Genomic DNA, 18,734 nt, shown 5'->3' on the forward strand with positions numbered 1-18,734 from the left:
GCCCCACTCAGGCCGACGGCCGTGGCCAATCCGGCCGCGGCCACCGCCCGCCCGGCGGTGGGCGCAGCCGGTCCAGAACCACGCGCAGAGGCGGCCACGTCGCCCGGCCGCGCCGGGTCACGGCGTAGGCAGTGAGCACGACTGTGGGATCCGCTAGCGGCAGCACCTTGACGCCGCGATGTGTCGGCCTGCTGACCGGTAAGAGGCCGACCCCGTAGCCGGAGTCGATCAGGTCCTCCACGAGATCCAGGCTTTCGATCTGGTGGGCGATCCGCGGAGCGAACCCCGCGAGTGCGGCCAGCGTTCGAACGGCGTCTTCGTCGGCAGTGTTGCGGGAGTTGACGATCCACGTGTGGTTCGCGTAGGCCGTGATGTCGGCGGGTCCGTCAGCCGGCACGGCCAGCCCCCAATCGACCGACCATAGGGGGACGGCGTCCAGAACGACGCCGGGGGAGGCTGGGGCGAGGTTGTAGTCGTAGGTCAACGCGAGGTCGAGGTCGTCGTCGGTCAACAGTGCGAAGGCTTCGATCGGCTCGTGCTCACTGATCACGAACTCCACCTCTGGATAGCGCGTCGCGAGGTCGGCGACGACGGGCAGAAGGGACAATCGGATACCGGTGGCGAATCCGCCGACTCGCACGGTTCCCGCGGGTTCGGCGTCCGGGTCGAGATCCAGCCGGGCGCTTTCGACCGCCGCCAAGATGGTGACGGCATGATCCGCCAGACGTTGTCCGGCCGGCGTCAACCGCACCCGCCTGCCCACGGGTTCTATCAACTGGGCGCCGGTATCCCTTGCGAGAGCGGCGATCTGCTGTGACACCGTGGATGTGGTGAGGTGGTGAACATCGGCGACGGCACGCATGGACCCCAACCGTGACAGGGCCAAAAGAATCTGCAGTCGCCGGGTGTCCATGGTTACCGCATCAGGCTCTCGGGCGAGAAACCGTCGGCGATCGCCTGGCGTGAGGCGAACAGCCAGCGGTCCTCGACGGGTACCAGGACGTCGCGGTAGCGGCCCCAGTGGTCCACTCCGATGTTGGTGAGCGCGAGAAAGTAACTACTCACCTCGACGCGGTCGCGCGTCACCAACGCGAAGCGCATGCTCGAAACATGGTGGCGCACATGGGTCAACGGCACCGGGTTCTCGGCGAAGCGCGACACCTGTGCGTTCAGACCCGCCGCGATGGCCGCTGGCCCCACCATGGGTTCTCCGCCGGTAAAGGACAACCTCCCCTTCGGCGCGAAGCAAGCGGCGACGTCATCGATCCGGTTGCGGTCGGTTCCTGCGGTGTAGTCGGCCAACGTCTGACGCACCGATTCGCGAATGGCCAGTTCCCAAGTCTCCATCGCTCTAATGTTCACGATTCCTGAACGATATGTCCAGCAAAATCACGTGGACGTGAACAATCGGCGTGCCGTTCAATGCAAACGTGGTCGACAACCAGGCCCGCACCGGCGCCTTCATGGCAATGGGTTCGATGCTGTGCGTGCAGCTCGGACTGGCGATCGCAGTCACGCTGATCGACCGGATCGGCGTCGAGGGCGCGGCGTGGTTGCGGCTGGCCTGGGCCGGCGTCCTGATACTCGTGATTGTCCGGCCGCGCCGCGAGGCGTTCACCCGCTCCACCTTCGCGGGATGTGTGGCGTTGGGTGTCGTCACCGCCGCCATCACGATGCTGTTCATGGCCGCGGTGGATCGAATTCCGTTGGGCGCGGCCAGCGCGCTGGAGTTCTTGGGCCCCCTCGGGGTCGCCATCGCGCACGGAACGGGACGCACGCGCCTGCTGTGGCCCGGCCTTGCGGGTATCGGCGTGGTTCTGCTCACGCAGCCGTGGCAGGGCGCCGTCGACGTGCTCGGGGTGCTGTTCGCGCTCGCAGCGGCCGGGTGCTGGGCCGGTTACATCCTGCTCACCCAACGCGTGGGGGACGAGGTGGCGGGCATCAACGGCCTGGCGGTGTCGATGCCGGTCGCGGCCGTCGTCGCGACGATCGTGGTCGGACCGAGCGTCTTACCGCGCATGACCCCTGAGATCCTGGTGGTCGGAGCCGGCTTGGCCATGCTGCTGCCGGTCGTGCCGTTCGCGTTGGAGATGCTCGCGCTACGCCGTCTCACCGCAGCGGCGTTCGGCACGTTGATGGCGCTCGAGCCCGCGTTCGCGATGCTGGTCGGCCTCGTCATCCTGCACCAGGTGCCCGGCGCAGGCGGCGTGATCGGCATTTGTCTGGTGGTGGTTGCAGGCATCGGCGCTGCGCGCACCGGTGCGCGACAGCCCACGCCGGTGCCCGCCGAGGTTGGTTGACGCTGACCACCCGTCGAGATCGTTGATTGGCGAAAACCACAGCCATCATGCAGATCGCGATGGCCGGCCAGACGTTAAGAGACGTCGATCCGCTTGCGGCGGTACAGCGTTCCGATCGCCAGCAGGACCAGGCTGATCACCAGGATCGCGGTCGCCAGCACATTGATCTGCGGCGGCACCGCGGCCTTGACCGCCGCATTGACATACAGCGGATAGGTGACAGTCGAGCCGCTGACGAAATAGGTGATGATGAAGTCGTCGAGTGACAGCGCGAACGACAGCATCGCCGCGGCGACAATCCCCGGAAGGATCAGCGGCAGAGTCACTTTGAAGAAGGTGCGGGTGGGGCTGGCGCCAAGATCCATCGAGGCGTCCTCGAGCGTCCAGTCAAATCCGCGGACGCGGGCGCGCACGGTCATGGCGATGAAGCTGATCTCGAACGCGACGTGGGCGATCAGAATGGTCGTGTAGCCAGTCGCCCAACCAAGATCGAGAAACAGCGTCAACAACGCTGCACCCATGACGACTTCGGGAGCCGTCAGCGGAATCACGAGGAACGTGTCGACCGCCGTTTGACCGCGGAAGCGTTGCCGCACAAGCGCTATCGCCACCAGTGTTCCGAGCACGAGCGCGATCGCGGTAGAGACGGCCGCGACATTCAGGGAGAGTTTCAGAGCGTCGGTCAGGGCCGGGTACTTGAACGGATCGGCCCAGTTCTTCAGCGTGAAACCCTGCCACGAATAGTTGAACTTGCCCTTGGGATCATTGAACGAGAACAGGATGATCACGAAGATCGGCAGGAACAGGTACAGCAGCACCAACCCCGCGACGATCCGCAGAATCAGATCGCCCCACTTCGGGCTGCCCTTGACGATCTTGGGTGGACGGCCGGCCCGATCGGTTGCGGATGCGACGGCCGCGCCTGCCTGCGTTGTCATACCAGCTCCTCGGTGCCCAGTGCCCTCGTATAGAGCAGCACGCCGACGAGAATGACGATCATCAGCACCATGGACAACGCAGCGGCGGCGGGGTAGTCCTTGACCACCAGGAACTGCTTCTGGATGACGTTGCCGATCATGGTGGTCTGCGTACTACCCAGATAATCGGCGTTGATGAAGTCGCCGACGGCGGGAATGAACACCAGCATGCTGCCCGCCAACACGCCCGGCATCGCCAGCGGCAGAATCACTTTCCGCAATGCACGGATGTTCGACGAGTACAGGTCCTTGGACGCCTCGATCAGCCGCGGGTCGATCTTCTCCAGGCTGACATACAGCGGCAGGATCATGAAAATGATCCAGTTGTAGGTCAGCCCTCCGATCACCGCCCAACTTGTCGACAGCAGTCGGCCTTCGTCGGGAAGCAACCCGATGCTGCCGAGCGCATCGACCACCCAACCGTCATCGGCCAGAATGGTTTTCCAGGCGATCGTGCGGATCAGGAACGTGACGAAGAACGGCAGGATCACCAGGCCCAACAGCAGGTTCTTGAACCGGCCCGCCTTGGACGCAATCACATACGCCAGCGGAAACGCCAGCACCAGACACAGCACCGTCGCCACCGCCGCGTAGGTGAACGACCGGATGATCTGGTCGCGGTAATGCTCGAAGGCCTCGAGATAGTTCGCGAAGTCCCACGAGAACGTCAGCGTCGGAAGGTATATCGAGCCGCCCGTCGACGACAACGAGGTGCGCGCCAACGTGACAAAGGGCACCACGAAGAAGATCCCGAGATACAGCAGCGCAGGCAAGATCATCAGGTACGGAGCGATCTTGCTGCGCTGCCGACTACTCGAGGCCACGCCTGCCACTTATGCTCTCCCCCTACCCTCCGGGTGGGAGGTGCCCCCACGCGTCCGCATTGCCATCTTCAGCCGCCGGTGACCGCAGCGTAGAGATTGTTGAACTCCTGGGTCTGCTCGTCGGTCAGCGGCGCCCACGACTTCAGCCGCTTGGTGTCTGCGTCAGGTGGAACGATCAACGGGTTCTTGGCCAACGCGGGGTCGATCTTGTCGAGTTCCTCGTTCATATCCGACAGCACCGGCACGTACTGAACGAAGGCCACCAGCTTGGCGTAGTTGGCCCGGTCGTAGACGTAGTTGATCCAGGCCTCGGCGCCCGCCTGATTCTGCGTCGTGTACGGAATGGTCATCGTGTCGATGAACCAGTCGCCGCCGGACTCCGGGATGACGAAGTGCAGATCCGGGTTGTCGGCCTGCAACTGCACGACATCGCCCGAATATGCCTGTGCGACAGCGATATTGCCTGCGGCCAGGTCGTCGGCGTAGTCGTTGCCGGTGAACCGGCGAATCTGTCCTTTTTCCTTCTGCTCACGCACCAAGTCGACGGCCTTGCGCACCCCTTCGGTGGTGGGTTCCTCGATCGAGCTGCCTTGCGACTGCATGATCATGCCGAGGCCGTCCTGGGTATCGGAAAACAGGCTCACGCGGCCCTTGAACACCGGATCCCAAAGGTCGTCAATCGTTTTGATGTCACGTCCCGTGGCGGCCTTGTTGTAGGCCAGGCCAACCATTCCCGTCATGTACGGCGCGGTGACCTTGCGGCTCGGGTCGACCTTCGTGTTCAACAGGTCGGCGCGCAGGTTCTTCTTGTTCGGCCAATGCGCTTCACGGATTTCGTTCAGCCAGCCGAGCTGGGCGATGCGGGCCGCCATGAACTGCGTTGGCACCACGAGGTCGGCGCCGATGTCCTGCTTGCGTGACAGCGGCTCCTTGACCTTGGCGAACCACTGCTCGTTGTCGTTGAAGTCTTCCTTGTAGTCGACGGTGAGACCCGTGGCGGTCTGGAACGCCGCCACGAAGCCGTCGGCCATGTACAGCGGCCAGTTCGAGACCCGCAGCTCACCCGTGGCGGGCGCGCCGTCATCCGGCGGGGCGGACGCTGACGGGGAATTGCCGCCGCCCTTGTCGGATCCGCACGCCGCGAGGAACGACGGGCCGAGGATCGCCGCCGCAGCGGCAGCAGCGCTGCCACCGATGAAGCGTCGACGGCTGGTGCGGTGGATCTCGTGGGGCATAGCGGGGCGCCTTTCGTGGTTCCTCGGGAAGGGGACAGGTCGAACGCGAGAAACGCTACGAGTCGTCGAGCATCTCCTCGAGGTCTTCGGTGGTGGGTATGTCGGCCGCCGGCAACACCAACGACGCCTCGGGTGCCCAGCTGACGTGGACCGGGTCACCGGGCCGCAGCAGAGGGAGGTCCTGCTCGGGGCCGACGTGCGCGATGATCGCCGAGTCGTCGGGCGCGGCCAGCGACAGTCGCACGACCGGCCCCTGGAAGGTGAGGTCGGTGACCGTGGCGGGGACGGTCGCCACGTCGCCGGTCGGCGGATCCATCGACACCCGCACCCGCTCGGGACGGATCATCAGCGTGGCGTGGCCGCCGGGCTCGATCGTGGTCTCGCCGGGCCTGGCCCTCAACGAGGTGCCCAGCACCTCAACCTCGACGAAATCGCGGTTGGCGCGGCCGGCCTGCCGACCCGCCCAGAGGTTGGCCTGGCCGATGAAGCTCGCGACGAAAACCGTTGCGGGCCGGTCGTAAATCTCGGTCGGCGAACCGATCTGGTCGACGTTGCCTGCGTTCATCACCGCGATGCGGTCACTCATCGTGAGCGCTTCCTCCTGATCGTGCGTCACGTAGACGAACGTGATGCCGACCTCGCGCTGGATGCGCTTGAGCTCGAACTGCATGACCTGCCGCAGCTTGAGATCGAGGGCGCCCAGCGGCTCGTCGAGCAGCAGCGCGCTGGGGTAGTTCACCAACGCGCGGGCCAGAGCCACCCGCTGCTGCTGCCCACCGGACAACTGCCCCGGTTTGCGGGTGGCGAAATCGGTGAGCCGCACGATCTCGAGCAATTCGTCGACGCGCCGCTTGACCTCTGCTCGATCTATTTTGGCGGACTTCATCCGCGAGCGCGGCCCGTAGGCGACGTTGTCCCACACCGTCATATGGGGAAACAGCGCATAGTGCTGGAAGACCGTGTTGACGTTGCGTTTGTGCGGCGGCACCCGCGAGACGTCCTTACCCTCGAGGCGGATGGCTCCCTCGGACGGCGTCTCGAAACCGGCGATCATCCGCAGCGTGGTGGTTTTCCCGCAACCCGAAGGGCCCAGCAGCGAGAAGAACTCGCCGGATCCGATGGAGAAGTCCGCTTCGTTGACGGCCACGTAGTCCGAGAAACGCTTTGTAACATTGTCAATCTCGATGACCGGGCTGCCTGCGGGGCGTGCGGCCCGGTCGCGTCCCGTCGTCTGATCGGCGTCGGTGGTGTGTGTCCCGGTCAGGTCGGATCCTTCCTGAGCCCCCGTGGCTTTCGGGTAAACAATCGCGGATTCCGTCGACCTTCGCAAGCGATTCCGCAACGAATTTACATTCCGACAATGGAATCCCTCGCCGAAGTTTTGTCTACGACGCCGATTTCGCGGGAGAGATCCGACAGCCGGTCACCGGGCCAGACAGCCGTGCGGCGCCGGGCCGAGGTGTCAGTTTAGTTTCGCCGCGGGGCCGTCGGGGGTACGTGGACGTCATGGCGACGATTGATGTGGCGGTCGACACCGACCTTGCTCCCCAGCAGGCCTGGAAGTTGGCATCGGATCTGCACCGCTTCAACGAGTGGTTGACGATCTTCGGTGGCTGGCGCAGCGAGGTGCCTTCGACGATCGCGGTCGGTACCTGTGTGTCGTCGTGCATCAAGGTGAAGGGCTTCCGCAACGTCATTCACTGGCGGGTCACCCGCTACGACGAACCCAAGCTCATAGAGATGAGCGGCGCAGGCCGCGGGGGTGTCCGTATCAACCTCACCATCGAGGTGCAGGAAGCCGCGCCCGGCTCGCGGTTCGCGGTCCTCGCCGAACTGAAGGGCGGTCTGCTCAACACGAGAATCGGCCAGCTGGTCGCCAAGGTGTTGCAGTCGGAGGTCCGCAAGTCGGTGAACAACCTCGCCGCGCTGCGCTGACTAACCCCATTCGTGGTTCATGGCGCGCGATTCGTACCGCGCCTCCACTGATTCGATACCGTCGGCCTTCACCCGCGACAGGGCGATGAGCGCCATAGCCAGCGCGCCGGTAACGGCGCCGCCCACGAAGATCGCCACAAAGCTGCTTTCCATTGGCACCTTGTTTCCGTCGGCGGTACGGCCCAACAGCACCGCGACCAAAGCCGCCGCAGCCGAGCTGCCGATCGTGCGCGCGATCGCGTTCATGCTTGTCGCGACTCCCGTTTCGCCGGCGCTGACCTCGGCGACGACGAGTGCGGGCAGCGCGCCGTAGCCCAGGCTGATGTAGGCGTTGGCCAGGATGCTGGCGACGATGACCTGCCAGGGGGCGGAGTGTGCCACGGCGATGAACAGGAATCCGGCGATGCCCGCTGCCGCGGCGACGGTCAGTACCGGCCGCGCACCGAAGCGGTCGATGAACCGGCCGCTGATCAGCGCGACAAGAAATCCGGTGAGGGCGCCGGGCAACAGGTAGATGACGCTGGCCTCGAGCACCGTCGCACCGAAGCCGTATCCCGCTGCCGCGCTCGGGATTTGGACGAACTGCGTCAGGCCGAGGAACGCGAAGTACAGGCCCATGCCGACGAAAACCGTGGCCAGATTAGTGAGCAGGATGGGACGTCGTCCCAGCATCGTCGTCGACACCAGGGGCTGGCCGATTCGCCTCTCCCAAAACCACCAACCGACGGTGATCACGACGCCGGCCACCGCGCACCCGATCGTCAGTAGTGACGTCCAGCCCCAGGTGTGGCCCTGCGTGATTGCCAGCAGCACCGCCGACAGGCCGGCCGCCAGCCCGACGGCGCCCAGCCAGTCGATCGTGCCGGTCGTGCTCCGTGGCCGAGCCGGCACCACAAACGCAACGATCGCGATGACGACGACGGTGAAGCCGGTGGTCAGCCAAAACACGCGGTGGTAGTTGGCTCCGTGGTTCATCAGCAGCCCGACGACCACAAGCCCGGTGCCGCCGCCGAAGCCGAGCGTTCCGGAGAGCACCGACATCGCCGACACCATGTGGTCTTCGGACAGCTCCTCGCGCAGGATCGCAACACCTACGGGATAGAGCGCGAACGAGGCCGCCTGCAACACGCGCCCGACGATCAGCAACGCCAGCGACGTGGTGGTGGCGGCCAGCACCGAACCCACCAGCACGATGGCCAGCACAGTCAGCAGCACCCGCTTCTTGGGGTGCAGGTCGGCGAGCCGGCCGATCAACGGCGTCGCGGCCGCGGCGGCGAGAAGGTTGGCGGTCACCGCCCAGCTGACTCCGACGGTGGAACTGTCGAGCTGGTCGGCGATGACGCCGAGCACGGGCACGACCGCGGTCTGCAGCACCGCGACGGTCAGCACCACGATGCTGAGGGCGACGACCAGCGCGCGGGGCCGACGAAGCGGCCGACCCGGGAAGGTGGAGTGCGTCGGTTCGGCCCTGACCACTCCACGCTCCAATCGTTAGCTCATCTTCGGTTCTACGATTATGTCCCTTCACCGAGGAGCGTCGACAACCGAGCGAGCGGCAGGGCCGGCGAGCGGTGACCGTCGCGGCCCACCATCTCCTCGTTGACCACGAGCGCGTTGAGCACGGCCTCCTCGACCGACTGCACGACAGCGGTGTAGAGGTCGTCCATCCGGCCCCAGGGAAGAAAGGAGATCGTGCCGAATTCGTCGGCACCGACCGGGCCGACGGGGAATGCGCTCGCAAGGCCGGGCACCTCGGCCGTCGAGAACGCCAGGAAGATGTCGCCGGAGAAATGACTTCCCGAGGTCCCCGTCCGCGCCAACCCGAGGGGCACGCGCCGGGCGAGCGCCTTGCACTGCCCGGGCAGCAGAGGCGCGTCGGTGGCCACTATGGCGATCACGGATCCAGCGCCCGCTGGTGGCCTGAGCCCGAGTTCGACTTCGAACCAGTCTCCGCTCATCGGATTGTCGTCAAGCAGCTGCGGGCCGATATGCCTTCCGGCAACGGTCAATTCGGCCCGCGACCCGAAGTTGGCTTGGACGAAGGCGCCTACGGCGAAGGCCGTGTCGCCGTAGGTGACCAACCGGGATGCCGTCCCGCTGCCGCCCTTGTACTCATAGCAGTTCATCCCCGTGCCGCCGCCGACCGAGCCTTCGGCGACCGGCCCCGCGGTCGCGGCGTCGAGCGCCGCTTGACGTGCTCGGGACCGACGTGACCACCGTTGATGTCGTTGAGGTAGCCATCCCACGTCTCCGCGCACACGGGCAACAGCCATTGGCGTGCGAGCAACGGATTGACACGGTTGACCCACCGGATGACGCCGGTGTGGCAGGCGCCCACCGCATGCGTGTTTGACAGCAACACAGGAAGATTGAACGACCCCGCCTCATCGATCCAAGTGGTGCCGGTCATCTCACCGTTGCCGTTGAGCGAGGACCAGCCGGCCGCACACGGTTCGCCGACACCGGCCCGGCCGCGCGGCAGGATCGCAGTGACGCCGGTGCGGACGGGACCTTTGCCGACGACGAGCGGGCCGTCGCCGTCGATCAGCGTGGTCACGCCGACTTCGACGCCCGCGACGTCGGTGATCGCGTTGAGCGGCCCGGGCTCGCCGGGAAAGGCAATGCCCAATGCCCGTGCCCGCGGCCGGCCGTCGGCGGTGTGGCTCATGGTCACGCCTGCAAAATCTAGCCGCGCGGCGCCGCGCGGGCACCTCATCGCACCGATCATCGGTCGTGGTCGAATAGTCCCATGACAAACGGGGCGACTTCGTCCAGCGCGCTGACGGCACCGACGTTCAGTGGGCGAACGCCTGCGGGCACGGGTGATCTGCGGGTCGAGACGCACGGGATCGCTCCCATTCGCGGCGACCAGCGCTACGGCAACCCGCGGCGGCTGTTCAGTGTGTGGTTCGCCCCGCAGGTCAACATGACCGGTGTCTTCACCGGGGCGCTGGCGATCGCTCTCGGCCTCGGGTTCTGGCTCGGGATGCTAGCTATGGTGATCGGCACGCTGCTCGGCTCGTTGGTGGTCGGTTACCTGTCCACATGGGGACCACGCACCGGCGCCGCGCAGTTGCCGAACTCGCGAATGGCCTTCGGCGGCGGCGTGGTGCTTCCCGGTGCACTGCAATGGCTTTCGTCGATCGCATGGGACGCCCTGGTGGGATTGTTCGGCGGGGAAGCGCTCGCTGCGTTGCTCGGCATCCCGTTCTGGAGTGCGGTGCTGCTGGTGCTGGCAGTGCAGGGCGCGGTGGGCTTCTTTGGTTACGAGATGATCCACCGCATCCAGGCAGTGCTGACCGTGGTGCTGTTGGTCACGTTCGTCGTGTTCGCGGTCAAGCTGGCCGCGGGGCACCAGATCGTCACGCCGGTTACCGTTCAGGGAGCCGACCTGGTGGGGGCTTTTGTCCTTGAGGTGACGATTGCACTGAGCCTGTCGATCTCATGGGCCAGCTACGCTGCCGATTTCAGCCGTTATCTGCCGGCCAACTCGTCACGCGTGGGCGTCTTCGGCTACACGTTCGCCGGAATCGTGGTTGCGTACATCTTCGTTCAGGGCATCGGGATCGCGGCGGGTGATCTGGTGTCGGAGCACACCGCTGAAGGTGTCCGTTCGGTGATGGGTGGCGGCATTCTCGGGGCGCTCGCGCTCCTCGTCATCGCGCTGGCATCGATCGGTTCCGGCGTGATGAACGACTACAGCGGCTCGTTGGCGCTGCAGACCATCGGGGTGCGGGTGCGGCGGCCGATCTCGGCGGTGGTGGTCACGGTCAGTGCGTTCGCACTCATCCTGTGGCTGCACGGCGGCGACACGGCGTCCCGGTTCGAGAACCTGCTGCTGGTGGTGAGCTACTGGATCCCGGCGTTCGTCGCTGTGGTCGTCATCGATTGGGCGCTCCGATCGCGGGGCCGCGCCACGATCAACCCCGCCGAAGAACACACCGACCGCGCAGACGCCGTCGCGGCGGTGGTGGTGTTCGTGATCGCCTACGCGGCCGCCATGCCGTTCATGAACACCACGATGTTCACCGGCCCGGTCGCCGCGGCATGGCACGGCGCCGACGTCGCCTACTTCGTCAATTTCCTTGTGGCAGCGTTTCTTTATGGCGGTTACCGGGTTTCGCGGTCACGGCTGGCGGGGTAGTCGACGTCGATGCGTCCCGGAACACTTGCCAAGAATGCAGCGGCCGTCTTCGTCACCGGGGCGGTGGGCGGTCTTGCCAGCCGACCTGCCTCGTCGGTGTGGTACGCCAAGCTGCGCAAGCCGTCGTTTCAGCCTCCACGCCAGGCGTTCCCGATCGTCTGGCCGATCCTTTATGCGGACATCGCTGTGGTCTCGGCATCGACGCTCGACCGGCTCGAGGATGAACGCCGTCCTGAAGCGGCCAATGGTTATCGCACCGCGCTGGCGGCGAACCTGGTGCTCAATGCCGGGTGGTCCTGGTTGTTTTTCAATCTCCGCATGCTCGGCACCTCGGCCGTCGCGGCCGCGGCGCTGACCGTGAGCAGCGCCGACCTGACCCGACGAGCCGTCGACGTCAGCGCCGGGCGGGGCGCCCCGCTGATCCTCTATCCGTTGTGGTGCGCGTTCGCGACGGCACTGTCCACGCGGATCTGGATGCTGAACCGCTGACCCAAGGATCTGTGTCTGGGTGAGCGCTCGCGCCGCCGGATTATGTATGCCATCATATATAGCGTGGTCAGCAATCCGCGCGACCGGATGGTCGTCTCCGCCGCCCTCCTGATCCGCGAACGCGGTGCTCAGGCCACCGCGATATCAGATGTGCTGAAGCACAGCGGCGCACCACGCGGGTCGGCCTATCACTACTTTCCCGGCGGCCGCACGCAGCTGCTCGAAGAGGCCACCGACTACGCGGCGGCGTATATCGCCGACAAGATCTCTGCCGCGCAGAGCGCTGGCGAGCTGTTGGACGACCTGATCGGGATGTACCGCACGCAGCTGGTCCGCACTGACTACCGGGCGGGGTGTCCGGTCGTCGCGGTGACGGTCGAGGCCGGCGATCCCGAGAACCCCGCACCCACTACGCGGCTCATCGAGCGCGCCGCGGCCGCGTTTGCACAATGGACCGATCTGATCGGCCAGCGCTTGATCGTCTCGGGTGTGAGCGCCGAGCGCGCCGAGGAACTCGCCATGTTGGTGACCACGTCGCTTGAAGGCGCGATCATCGTCGCCCGCGCGTCCCGCGATGTGAAGCCGCTCGACCTCATTCACAGTCAACTCCGCACCCTGCTGGAAGCCGCCGAAAGGAAGCCTGATGACCGATGAGTGGCAGTCGACGGCCTGCATTCTGTGCGAGTGCAACTGCGGCATCGTCGTGCAGCTCGAGGGCCGCACGTTGGCCAAGATCCGTGGTGACAAGGAGCATCCGGCGTCGAAGGGCTACACCTGCAACAAGGCGCTGAGGCTCGACCACTACCAGAACAACCGCAGCAGGTTGACGTCTCCGATGCGGCGACGCCCCGACGGAACATACGAGGAGATCGACTGGGAGACTGCGATTTCCGAGATCGCCGAGGGGTTTGCCCGCATCCGCGACACCTACGGCGGCGACAAGGTGTTCTACTACGGCGGCGGCGGGCAGGGCAACCACCTGGGCGGCGCGTATTCCGGCGCGTTCCTGAAGGCGATCGGGGCGCGGTACCGGTCGAATGCGTTGGCGCAGGAGAAAACCGGCGAGGCATGGGTCGATGCCCATCTGTACGGCGGTCACACGCGCGGCGAGTTCGAGCATGCCGAGGTCTCAGTCTTCATCGGCAAGAACCCGTGGATGTCGCAGAGCTTCCCGCGGGCCCGCACCGTCCTCAACGAGATCGCCAAAGACCCAGCCCGCACGATGATCGTCGTCGACCCCGTGATCACCGACACCGCCAAGATGGCCGACATCCATCTGCGGGTGCGGCCGGGCACCGACGCATGGTGCCTTGCAGCGATGGCCGCGGTGCTCGTGCAGGAAAACCTCTGCGACGAGCGGTTTCTCGCCGTGCACGTCAACCGCGCCGACGCCGTTCGTGACGTGTTGCGCCAGGTGCCCGTGGCCGAATACGCCGACCGGTGCGGCGTCGACGAGGAGTTGATTCGCGCCGCGGTGCGTCGCGTCGCCGCAGCGCAGAGCGTCGCCGTGTTCGAGGATCTCGGGATCCAGCAGGCGCCCAACAGCACGCTGTGCTCGTATCTGAACAAGATGCTGTGGATCCTCACCGGCAACTTCGCCAAACGCGGTAGCCAGCACCTGCATTCGAGCTTTGCGCCGCTGTTCACGTTCGGCGGTGTCGGGCGGACGCCGGTCACCGGAGCGCCCGTCATCTCCGGGCTGGTGCCGTCCAACGTCGTGCCGCAGGAGATCCTGACCGACCACCCGGACCGGTTCCGGGCGATGATCGTCGAGAGCAGCAACCCGGCACATTCGGTCGCCGATTCCACGGCGTGCAAGAAGGCGTTCGAGTCGCTGGAGCTGATGGTCGTCATCGACGTCGCGATGACCGAGACGGCGCGGCTGGCGCATTACGTGCTGCCCGCTGCTAGCCAGTTTGAAAAAGTTGAGGCGACGTTCTTCAATCTGGAGTTCCCGCACAACACCTTTCACCTTCGCCACCCGCTGCTGGAACCGCTGCCCGGCACGTTGCCCGAACCGGAAATATGGGCTCGGCTGATACGGGCGCTCGGGGTCGTTGACGACACCGATCTCGAGCCGCTGCGCGCGGCGGCCGCCGAGGGCCTGAACGCCTACGCGCAGGCGTTCCTGGGGGCGGTCAGCGCCAACCCGGCGATGTCGCGGGTGCTGCCCTTCGTTCTCTACGAAACTCTAGGTCCGACGCTGCCCGAACACCTCAAGGGTGCGGCGGCGTTGTGGGGGCTGGCGCAGAAGACGGCGATGACGTATCCCGAGGCGGTGCGACGCGCTGGCCATGCCGACGGCAACGCGCTCTTCGAAGCGATCCTGCGGAGCCGTTCCGGCGTGACGTTCACCGCACACGAATACGAGGACGACTTCGCACTGGTCGCCCACGCTGACCATAAGATCGCCCTCGAGATACCCGAAATGCTCGAGGAGATACAGGGATTGCGCGCTGCGCCGTCGGCGCTGACGACCGCCGAGTTTCCGATCGTGCTGTCGGCGGGTGAGCGCCGGGCGTATACGGCCAACGATATCTTCCGCGACCCGAGCTGGCGCAAACGCGACGCCGAGGGTGCGTTGCGTGTCAGCGTGGAGGACGCGCAGACGCTGGGCCTGGTCGCAGGCGGGCGGGCGCGCATCACCACTGCGGCGGGCAGCGCCGAGGCCACCGTCGAGATCAGCGAAGCGATGCTGCCCGGCCACGCGTCGTTGCCCAACGGCCTCGGGCTGGACTACGTCGACGACGCGGGCCGTACGCAAGTGCCGGGCGTCGCCCCCAACGCGCTGACATCGACGGAGTGGCGCGATGCCTACGCGGGCACACCGTGGCACAAGCATGTGCCCGCCCGTATCGAGGCCGTAAAGTCCGCTGTCACAGTGTGATCAGCTGAGACCCGGCCGTTTCTGCGGTGTGCCCTGCACACCCTCGGTGTAGGCCGTCTCCGCGTGCTGGGAGAGATCGATGCCGGAGATCTCGTCCTCCCGCTGGATGCGGAAGCCGAACGTGACGTCAATGATCTTGCCGATGATGAACGACACGACAAAGGCGTAGATAGCCACGACCGGAATGGCCAACGACTGCTTACCGAGTTGGGCCAGTCCGCCGCCGTAGAACAGACCTTCGACGCCACCCGAGACGACCCTGGCGGCCAGCAGTCCGATCAGGAACGTGCCGACCACGCCGCCGACGAAGTGCACGCCGACCACGTCGAGCGAATCGTCATAGCCGGCCTTGAACTTCCAGCCGACAGCGTACGAACACACCACGCCCGCCGCCGCGCCGACGATTGCTGCACCCAGCGGCGCGACGAACCCACACGACGGCGTGATGGCCACCAGGCCGGCCACGACGCCGGACGCCGCGCCGAACGTCGTCGGCCTGCCATCGCGGACGCGTTCGACGAAGATCCAGCCGAGCATGCCAAGGCATCCCGCGATCAGGGTATTGAGAAATACCACCGATGCCTTGCCGTCCGCGGTGAACCCTGAGCCGGCGTTGAACCCGAACCAGCCGAACCAGAGGAGCCCGACACCGAGCAGGACGAACGGCAAGTTGTGCGGGCGCATCGCCTCGGTTCGGAAACCGATGCGCGGACCAAGGACAAGAGCCAACGCCAGTGCGGACGACCCGGACACGATCTCGACGACGAGCCCGCCCGCGTAGTCGGCGGTGCCCAGCGACAGCAGCCAGCCGTCGGGGCCCCACACCCAGTGCGCGACGGGTGCATAGATGGCCAGGGTCCAGACCGCGACATAAATCATCCACGCCGAGAACCGGGCGCGGTCGGCGATTGCGCCGCAGATGAGCGCAGCCGTGACGATCGCGAAGCCGAGCTCGAAGGTCACGTACAGCAATTCCGGAATGCCCGACCGCACGGTGGTCGGCTCGAGGCCCATCAGGCCGAAGTTGCTGAGGTTGCCGATGAGGCCGCCGCCGGCGTCCCGGCTGAACGCCAGCGAGTACCCCGCGAGCACCCACACGATCGTGACGACCGGGATGGAGATGAAGCACATCATGATGATGTTGAGCACGCCCGTCGACCGCACCATGCCGCCGTAGAAGATGGCCAGGCCGGGTGTCATCAACAGGACGAGCGCAGTGCAGGCAAGCAGCCAGGCGGTCGCGGCAGGGTCGATCACTATGGGTGACTCCTTTGTCGGGGCAAACGCTCGGGCGAATTATGACGTGCTATCGGTGATAGCGGACGCGAACCCCGCGATGAGGAAGCAATACGATGCCGCGACGCACCTGCCGGTCCTGCGTCGGGTGGACGGCTTGCAACCGCCCGGAGCGCAGCAGTGTCTGGATTATGACGGTCAGCTCGAGCATGCTGAAGCTCGCACCGAGACAACGCTTGAGGCCGCCACCGAACGGTATCCACGCGTAGGTCGGCGGGGTGGTACCGAGGAACCGCTCCGGCCGGAACTCGTGCGGGTCCTCATATGTCGCGGCGTTGAGATTCACCTCAACGATATGGGGGACGATGCGGGTCTTGGCGGCCACACAGTATCTGCCAAGTTGGTAGTCGGTGGCGGTATAGCGCCCGGTGAAGGGGGAGGGGGGCCGGATGCGCAGCGTTTCGTTGATCACGGCCTGTAGGTAGGTCGATTGGGCTGTTTCGGCCTCGGCCTGTACTTTGGCGAGCGCGTGCGGATGGTGCAGCAGCAGGTCGACCATCCAGGCCAGCGTCGTGGCCGTCGTTTCGTGTCCCGCCAGCACCAGCGTCACAAGGTCGTCACGTATCTCTTTGTCGCTCAATGCTTCACCGTTGTCGCCGCGGGCGGTCAGCAACAGTGACAGGATGTCGGCGCGGCCGTGCAGCTCGGGGTCACGCCGCCTGGCGGAGATCATCGGTGTCAGCAGGTCGTCGATGTCTCGGTTTGCGCTGTCGAGTTTGGGCCAGCGTCTCAACCCGCCGACCGAATGCAGCGCGACACGCAGAATGAGCTGTTCGGACGATCCGATGTCGAGGAGCGTCTGGAAGGGGCGGCCGACGCGAGTGCGCTCGTCGCGGTCCTCGATTCCGAACATGACGCGAATGATGACGTCAAGCGCGAGTTCGCGTGCAGCACCGAGCATTTCGAAGCTAGCACTCGTCGGCCAGGAAGCCAGGGCGTTTTTCGTGCTGTCTTCGATGAGCTGCCGGTAGTTCTCCAGGGGCTTGCCGTGCAGCGCCGGTGTCAACAGCTTTCTCCGGCGCAGGTGCTCGGGCTCCTCCTGAACAAACATCGACCCGGTGCCATAGATGAGCGCTGACGGGCGAACACCGCGGCCGCCCAGGAGGATATCGGGCTTCTCGGTGAACACCTGCTTGACGAGATCAGGATCGTTGATGAGAACCACGGGAATGCCTGGCAGCGGGATCGCCACCACAGGGCCGTAATGAGCGAACAGACGCCGCACGAGCGATTCGCCGGCCAGCAGGTATCCGGCGCCGCATGCGGCGGCCACGAAGGGTCGCAGCGGTGCAATCGCCCGGGGGCCCGGCGGGCGGCGGGCTATGTCTGCCGTGGTGATCGTGCCGATTTTCCGAACATACGGGATGGTGGGGCCGGGGAGAATGGACAAACGTCACCGTGACGAAACCATCTCGCTCACTGGTGCTTTGACGCGAGACCGGCCGGGGCGGATGCGAGCGCGCGGTGGATGGCATCGGCGAGAGCCAGTGCCGTCTCCTCGGTGAGTTCGAGGGCGACACGGGAAGACGGCCCGAGCTCAGGGTTGAGCATGTCGATGTTGAGCGTGTGGCCATAGGGCGCATGGACGGGATGGTCGACGTAGACCGTCGCCTCGTTGATCGTGAACCATCCGTTGGCTCCCTTGCCGCTGCCGTCCACGTCGATCTTCTCGGTGAGATAGGTGCACATGGCATCAGCCTTTCACGTGGTTGCCGAAGAACTCGTTGATCCGGCGCCAGCCGTCGACGGCGGCTTCGACGCGGTAGGCCGGGCGGTCCACCGAGAAGAACGAGTGTCCGGCGCCGTCGTAGGAGATGAACGTGTGGTCCTTTCCGAGATGGGTGAGCTCGGCGTCGAGCGTCGCCACCGATTCGGGCGGCGGAAAGCGGTCGTCCTTGCCGAACAGCCCGAGCAGCGGACAGCTGAGGTTGGGTGCCAGTTCGAGAATGGGTTTCATGGTGGGCGGCATGCCCTCTGGCGCATCTTCGACGACGAAGGCGCCGTAGCAGTCGACCGCCGCGTCGACCTGCAGGGAGCAGGCTGCCAAGAATGTGTGTCGCCCGCCCGAACAGTGACCGATGACCCCGATCTTTCCGTTGGCGTCGTCGAGGCTGCGAAGGTAGTCGGCGACGCCCGCGACGTCGCCCACCAGTCGCTCGTCGGGCACGCCGCCCGCGGCACGCACCGTAGCGGCGGCATCGTCGGGGTCCGCGCCGGGCGCTTCGCGGGAATACAGGTTAGGTGCCACGACCTGGTAGCCGTCGACGGCCAACCGGCGGACGAATTCCTTTGTCTCGCGGTCATACCCGGGCATGTGATGGATCCACACGACGCCGCCACGCGAGCCCGGCGCCAGTGGTATGGCTTGGTATGCCTCGATCTCGTCTCCGTTGTGGCCCTTGATGGTGACGGTTTCCGCCCGGATCGCATCGGGGCTGACTGAACTCATTACTTTCGTCCCTTCGTCTGGCGCGCTCGCGTGCGATCCACGGTAGTCGGAGAGCCGTCTAGCCCGTGCGGCTGGCCAGCCGGCAAACGGAACCGTGTATACCCCAAGCTGTTTGGCGCGCCTAGTTGGTGGGGGGTGGGGGGGGTGGGTCGGGGTCGTACCACCACCAGTCGGCGCGTTCGCCGAGAGGTCCGTCAT

General features: G+C 65.7%; 17 protein-coding genes and 1 pseudogene. 6 read left to right on the forward strand and 12 right to left on the reverse strand.

What is annotated here, in order from left to right:
* Window positions 1-7 precede the first annotated feature (7 nt).
* Both A5651_RS14745 and A5651_RS14750 read right to left on the reverse strand, forming a co-directional pair.
* Entirely contained in the window at window positions 8-913 is a 906-nt protein-coding gene (locus A5651_RS14745; RefSeq protein WP_066981930.1) for a LysR family transcriptional regulator, read from the reverse strand.
* A gap of 2 nt (window positions 914-915) precedes the next feature.
* Window positions 916-1,347: a nuclear transport factor 2 family protein gene (locus A5651_RS14750; RefSeq protein ID WP_066981934.1), complete on the reverse strand. Its 432-nt coding sequence runs from the start codon at window positions 1,345-1,347 to the stop codon at window positions 916-918.
* 83 nt (window positions 1,348-1,430) lie between these two features.
* Here A5651_RS14750 and A5651_RS14755 point away from each other — a divergent pair, with 83 nt between their 5' ends.
* The gene (locus A5651_RS14755; protein ID WP_197496627.1) at window positions 1,431-2,300 is read left to right on the forward strand and encodes a DMT family transporter; all 870 of its coding nucleotides are present in this window, start codon (window positions 1,431-1,433) and stop codon (window positions 2,298-2,300) included.
* 74 nt (window positions 2,301-2,374) lie between these two features.
* On the opposite strand, the gene A5651_RS14760 is transcribed toward A5651_RS14755, so the two are convergent.
* Genes A5651_RS14760 through A5651_RS14775 form a run of 4 tightly spaced genes read right to left on the reverse strand, consistent with a single transcriptional unit; the run spans window position 2,375 to window position 6,483 of the window.
* On the reverse strand, window positions 2,375-3,238 hold the full coding sequence (locus tag A5651_RS14760; RefSeq protein WP_066981937.1) for an ABC transporter permease: 864 nt from the start codon (window positions 3,236-3,238) through the stop codon (window positions 2,375-2,377).
* Entirely contained in the window at window positions 3,235-4,110 is an 876-nt protein-coding gene (locus A5651_RS14765; RefSeq protein WP_066981940.1) for an ABC transporter permease, read from the reverse strand. Before A5651_RS14765 ends, A5651_RS14760 begins: the two co-directional genes overlap by 4 nt.
* Before the next feature lie 59 nt (window positions 4,111-4,169).
* A complete protein-coding gene (locus tag A5651_RS14770) occupies window positions 4,170-5,336 on the reverse strand; it encodes a spermidine/putrescine ABC transporter substrate-binding protein (protein ID WP_066981943.1) in 1,167 nt (388 codons plus the stop codon).
* A gap of 55 nt (window positions 5,337-5,391) precedes the next feature.
* Window positions 5,392-6,483, reverse strand: coding sequence for an ABC transporter ATP-binding protein (locus A5651_RS14775; protein WP_231988690.1), 1,092 nt, complete (start codon window positions 6,481-6,483; stop codon window positions 5,392-5,394).
* A gap of 359 nt (window positions 6,484-6,842) precedes the next feature.
* Between A5651_RS14775 and A5651_RS14780 the strand changes: the two genes are divergently transcribed.
* Window positions 6,843-7,271 carry an SRPBCC family protein gene (locus tag A5651_RS14780; protein ID WP_066981992.1) on the forward strand — a complete coding sequence of 143 codons (429 nt, stop codon included), beginning with the start codon at window positions 6,843-6,845 and terminating at the stop codon, window positions 7,269-7,271.
* Here the strand turns inward: A5651_RS14780 and A5651_RS14785 are convergent, their stop codons facing one another.
* Window positions 7,272-8,747, reverse strand: a complete 1,476-nt coding sequence (locus A5651_RS14785) for an MFS transporter (RefSeq protein ID WP_066981946.1) — start codon at window positions 8,745-8,747, stop codon at window positions 7,272-7,274. It abuts the gene before it with no gap.
* A gap of 38 nt (window positions 8,748-8,785) precedes the next feature.
* A pseudogene (locus A5651_RS26435) lies at window positions 8,786-9,999 on the reverse strand (P1 family peptidase).
* A 21-nt stretch (window positions 10,000-10,020) separates the two neighbouring features.
* On the opposite strand from A5651_RS26435, the gene A5651_RS14795 reads away from it, so the two are divergent.
* The 4 genes from A5651_RS14795 (at window position 10,021) to A5651_RS14810 (ending at window position 14,791) form a co-directional block, all read left to right on the forward strand.
* Complete coding sequence (locus A5651_RS14795) at window positions 10,021-11,415, forward strand: cytosine permease (protein WP_066981950.1); 1,395 nt, start codon at window positions 10,021-10,023, stop codon at window positions 11,413-11,415.
* A gap of 9 nt (window positions 11,416-11,424) precedes the next feature.
* The gene (locus A5651_RS14800; RefSeq protein ID WP_066981953.1) at window positions 11,425-11,904 is read left to right on the forward strand and encodes a TspO/MBR family protein; all 480 of its coding nucleotides are present in this window, start codon (window positions 11,425-11,427) and stop codon (window positions 11,902-11,904) included.
* Between the two features lie 87 nt (window positions 11,905-11,991).
* Window positions 11,992-12,558 (forward strand): TetR/AcrR family transcriptional regulator, encoded by a 567-nt coding sequence (locus A5651_RS14805; RefSeq protein WP_066981995.1) that lies wholly within the window; start codon window positions 11,992-11,994, stop codon window positions 12,556-12,558.
* Entirely contained in the window at window positions 12,548-14,791 is a 2,244-nt protein-coding gene (locus tag A5651_RS14810) for a molybdopterin-dependent oxidoreductase (protein WP_082943779.1), read from the forward strand. The genes A5651_RS14805 and A5651_RS14810 overlap by 11 nt, the downstream gene beginning before the upstream one ends.
* Here the strand turns inward: A5651_RS14810 and A5651_RS14815 are convergent, their stop codons facing one another.
* The 4 genes from A5651_RS14815 to A5651_RS14830 are packed head-to-tail and all read right to left on the reverse strand — an operon-like array spanning window position 14,792 to window position 18,536.
* A complete protein-coding gene (locus A5651_RS14815) occupies window positions 14,792-16,051 on the reverse strand; it encodes an ammonium transporter (protein ID WP_066981959.1) in 1,260 nt (419 codons plus the stop codon).
* A gap of 46 nt (window positions 16,052-16,097) precedes the next feature.
* Window positions 16,098-17,477, reverse strand: coding sequence for a cytochrome P450 (locus tag A5651_RS14820; RefSeq protein ID WP_197496629.1), 1,380 nt, complete (start codon window positions 17,475-17,477; stop codon window positions 16,098-16,100).
* 26 nt (window positions 17,478-17,503) lie between these two features.
* Window positions 17,504-17,776, reverse strand: coding sequence for a DUF6295 family protein (locus A5651_RS14825; protein ID WP_066981964.1), 273 nt, complete (start codon window positions 17,774-17,776; stop codon window positions 17,504-17,506).
* A gap of 4 nt (window positions 17,777-17,780) precedes the next feature.
* The gene (locus A5651_RS14830; RefSeq protein ID WP_066981967.1) at window positions 17,781-18,536 is read right to left on the reverse strand and encodes a dienelactone hydrolase family protein; all 756 of its coding nucleotides are present in this window, start codon (window positions 18,534-18,536) and stop codon (window positions 17,781-17,783) included.
* Window positions 18,537-18,734 lie beyond the last annotated feature (198 nt).

Source organism: Mycobacterium sp. 1274761.0 (assembly GCF_001668615.1).
Lineage (GTDB): Bacteria > Actinomycetota > Actinomycetes > Mycobacteriales > Mycobacteriaceae > Mycobacterium.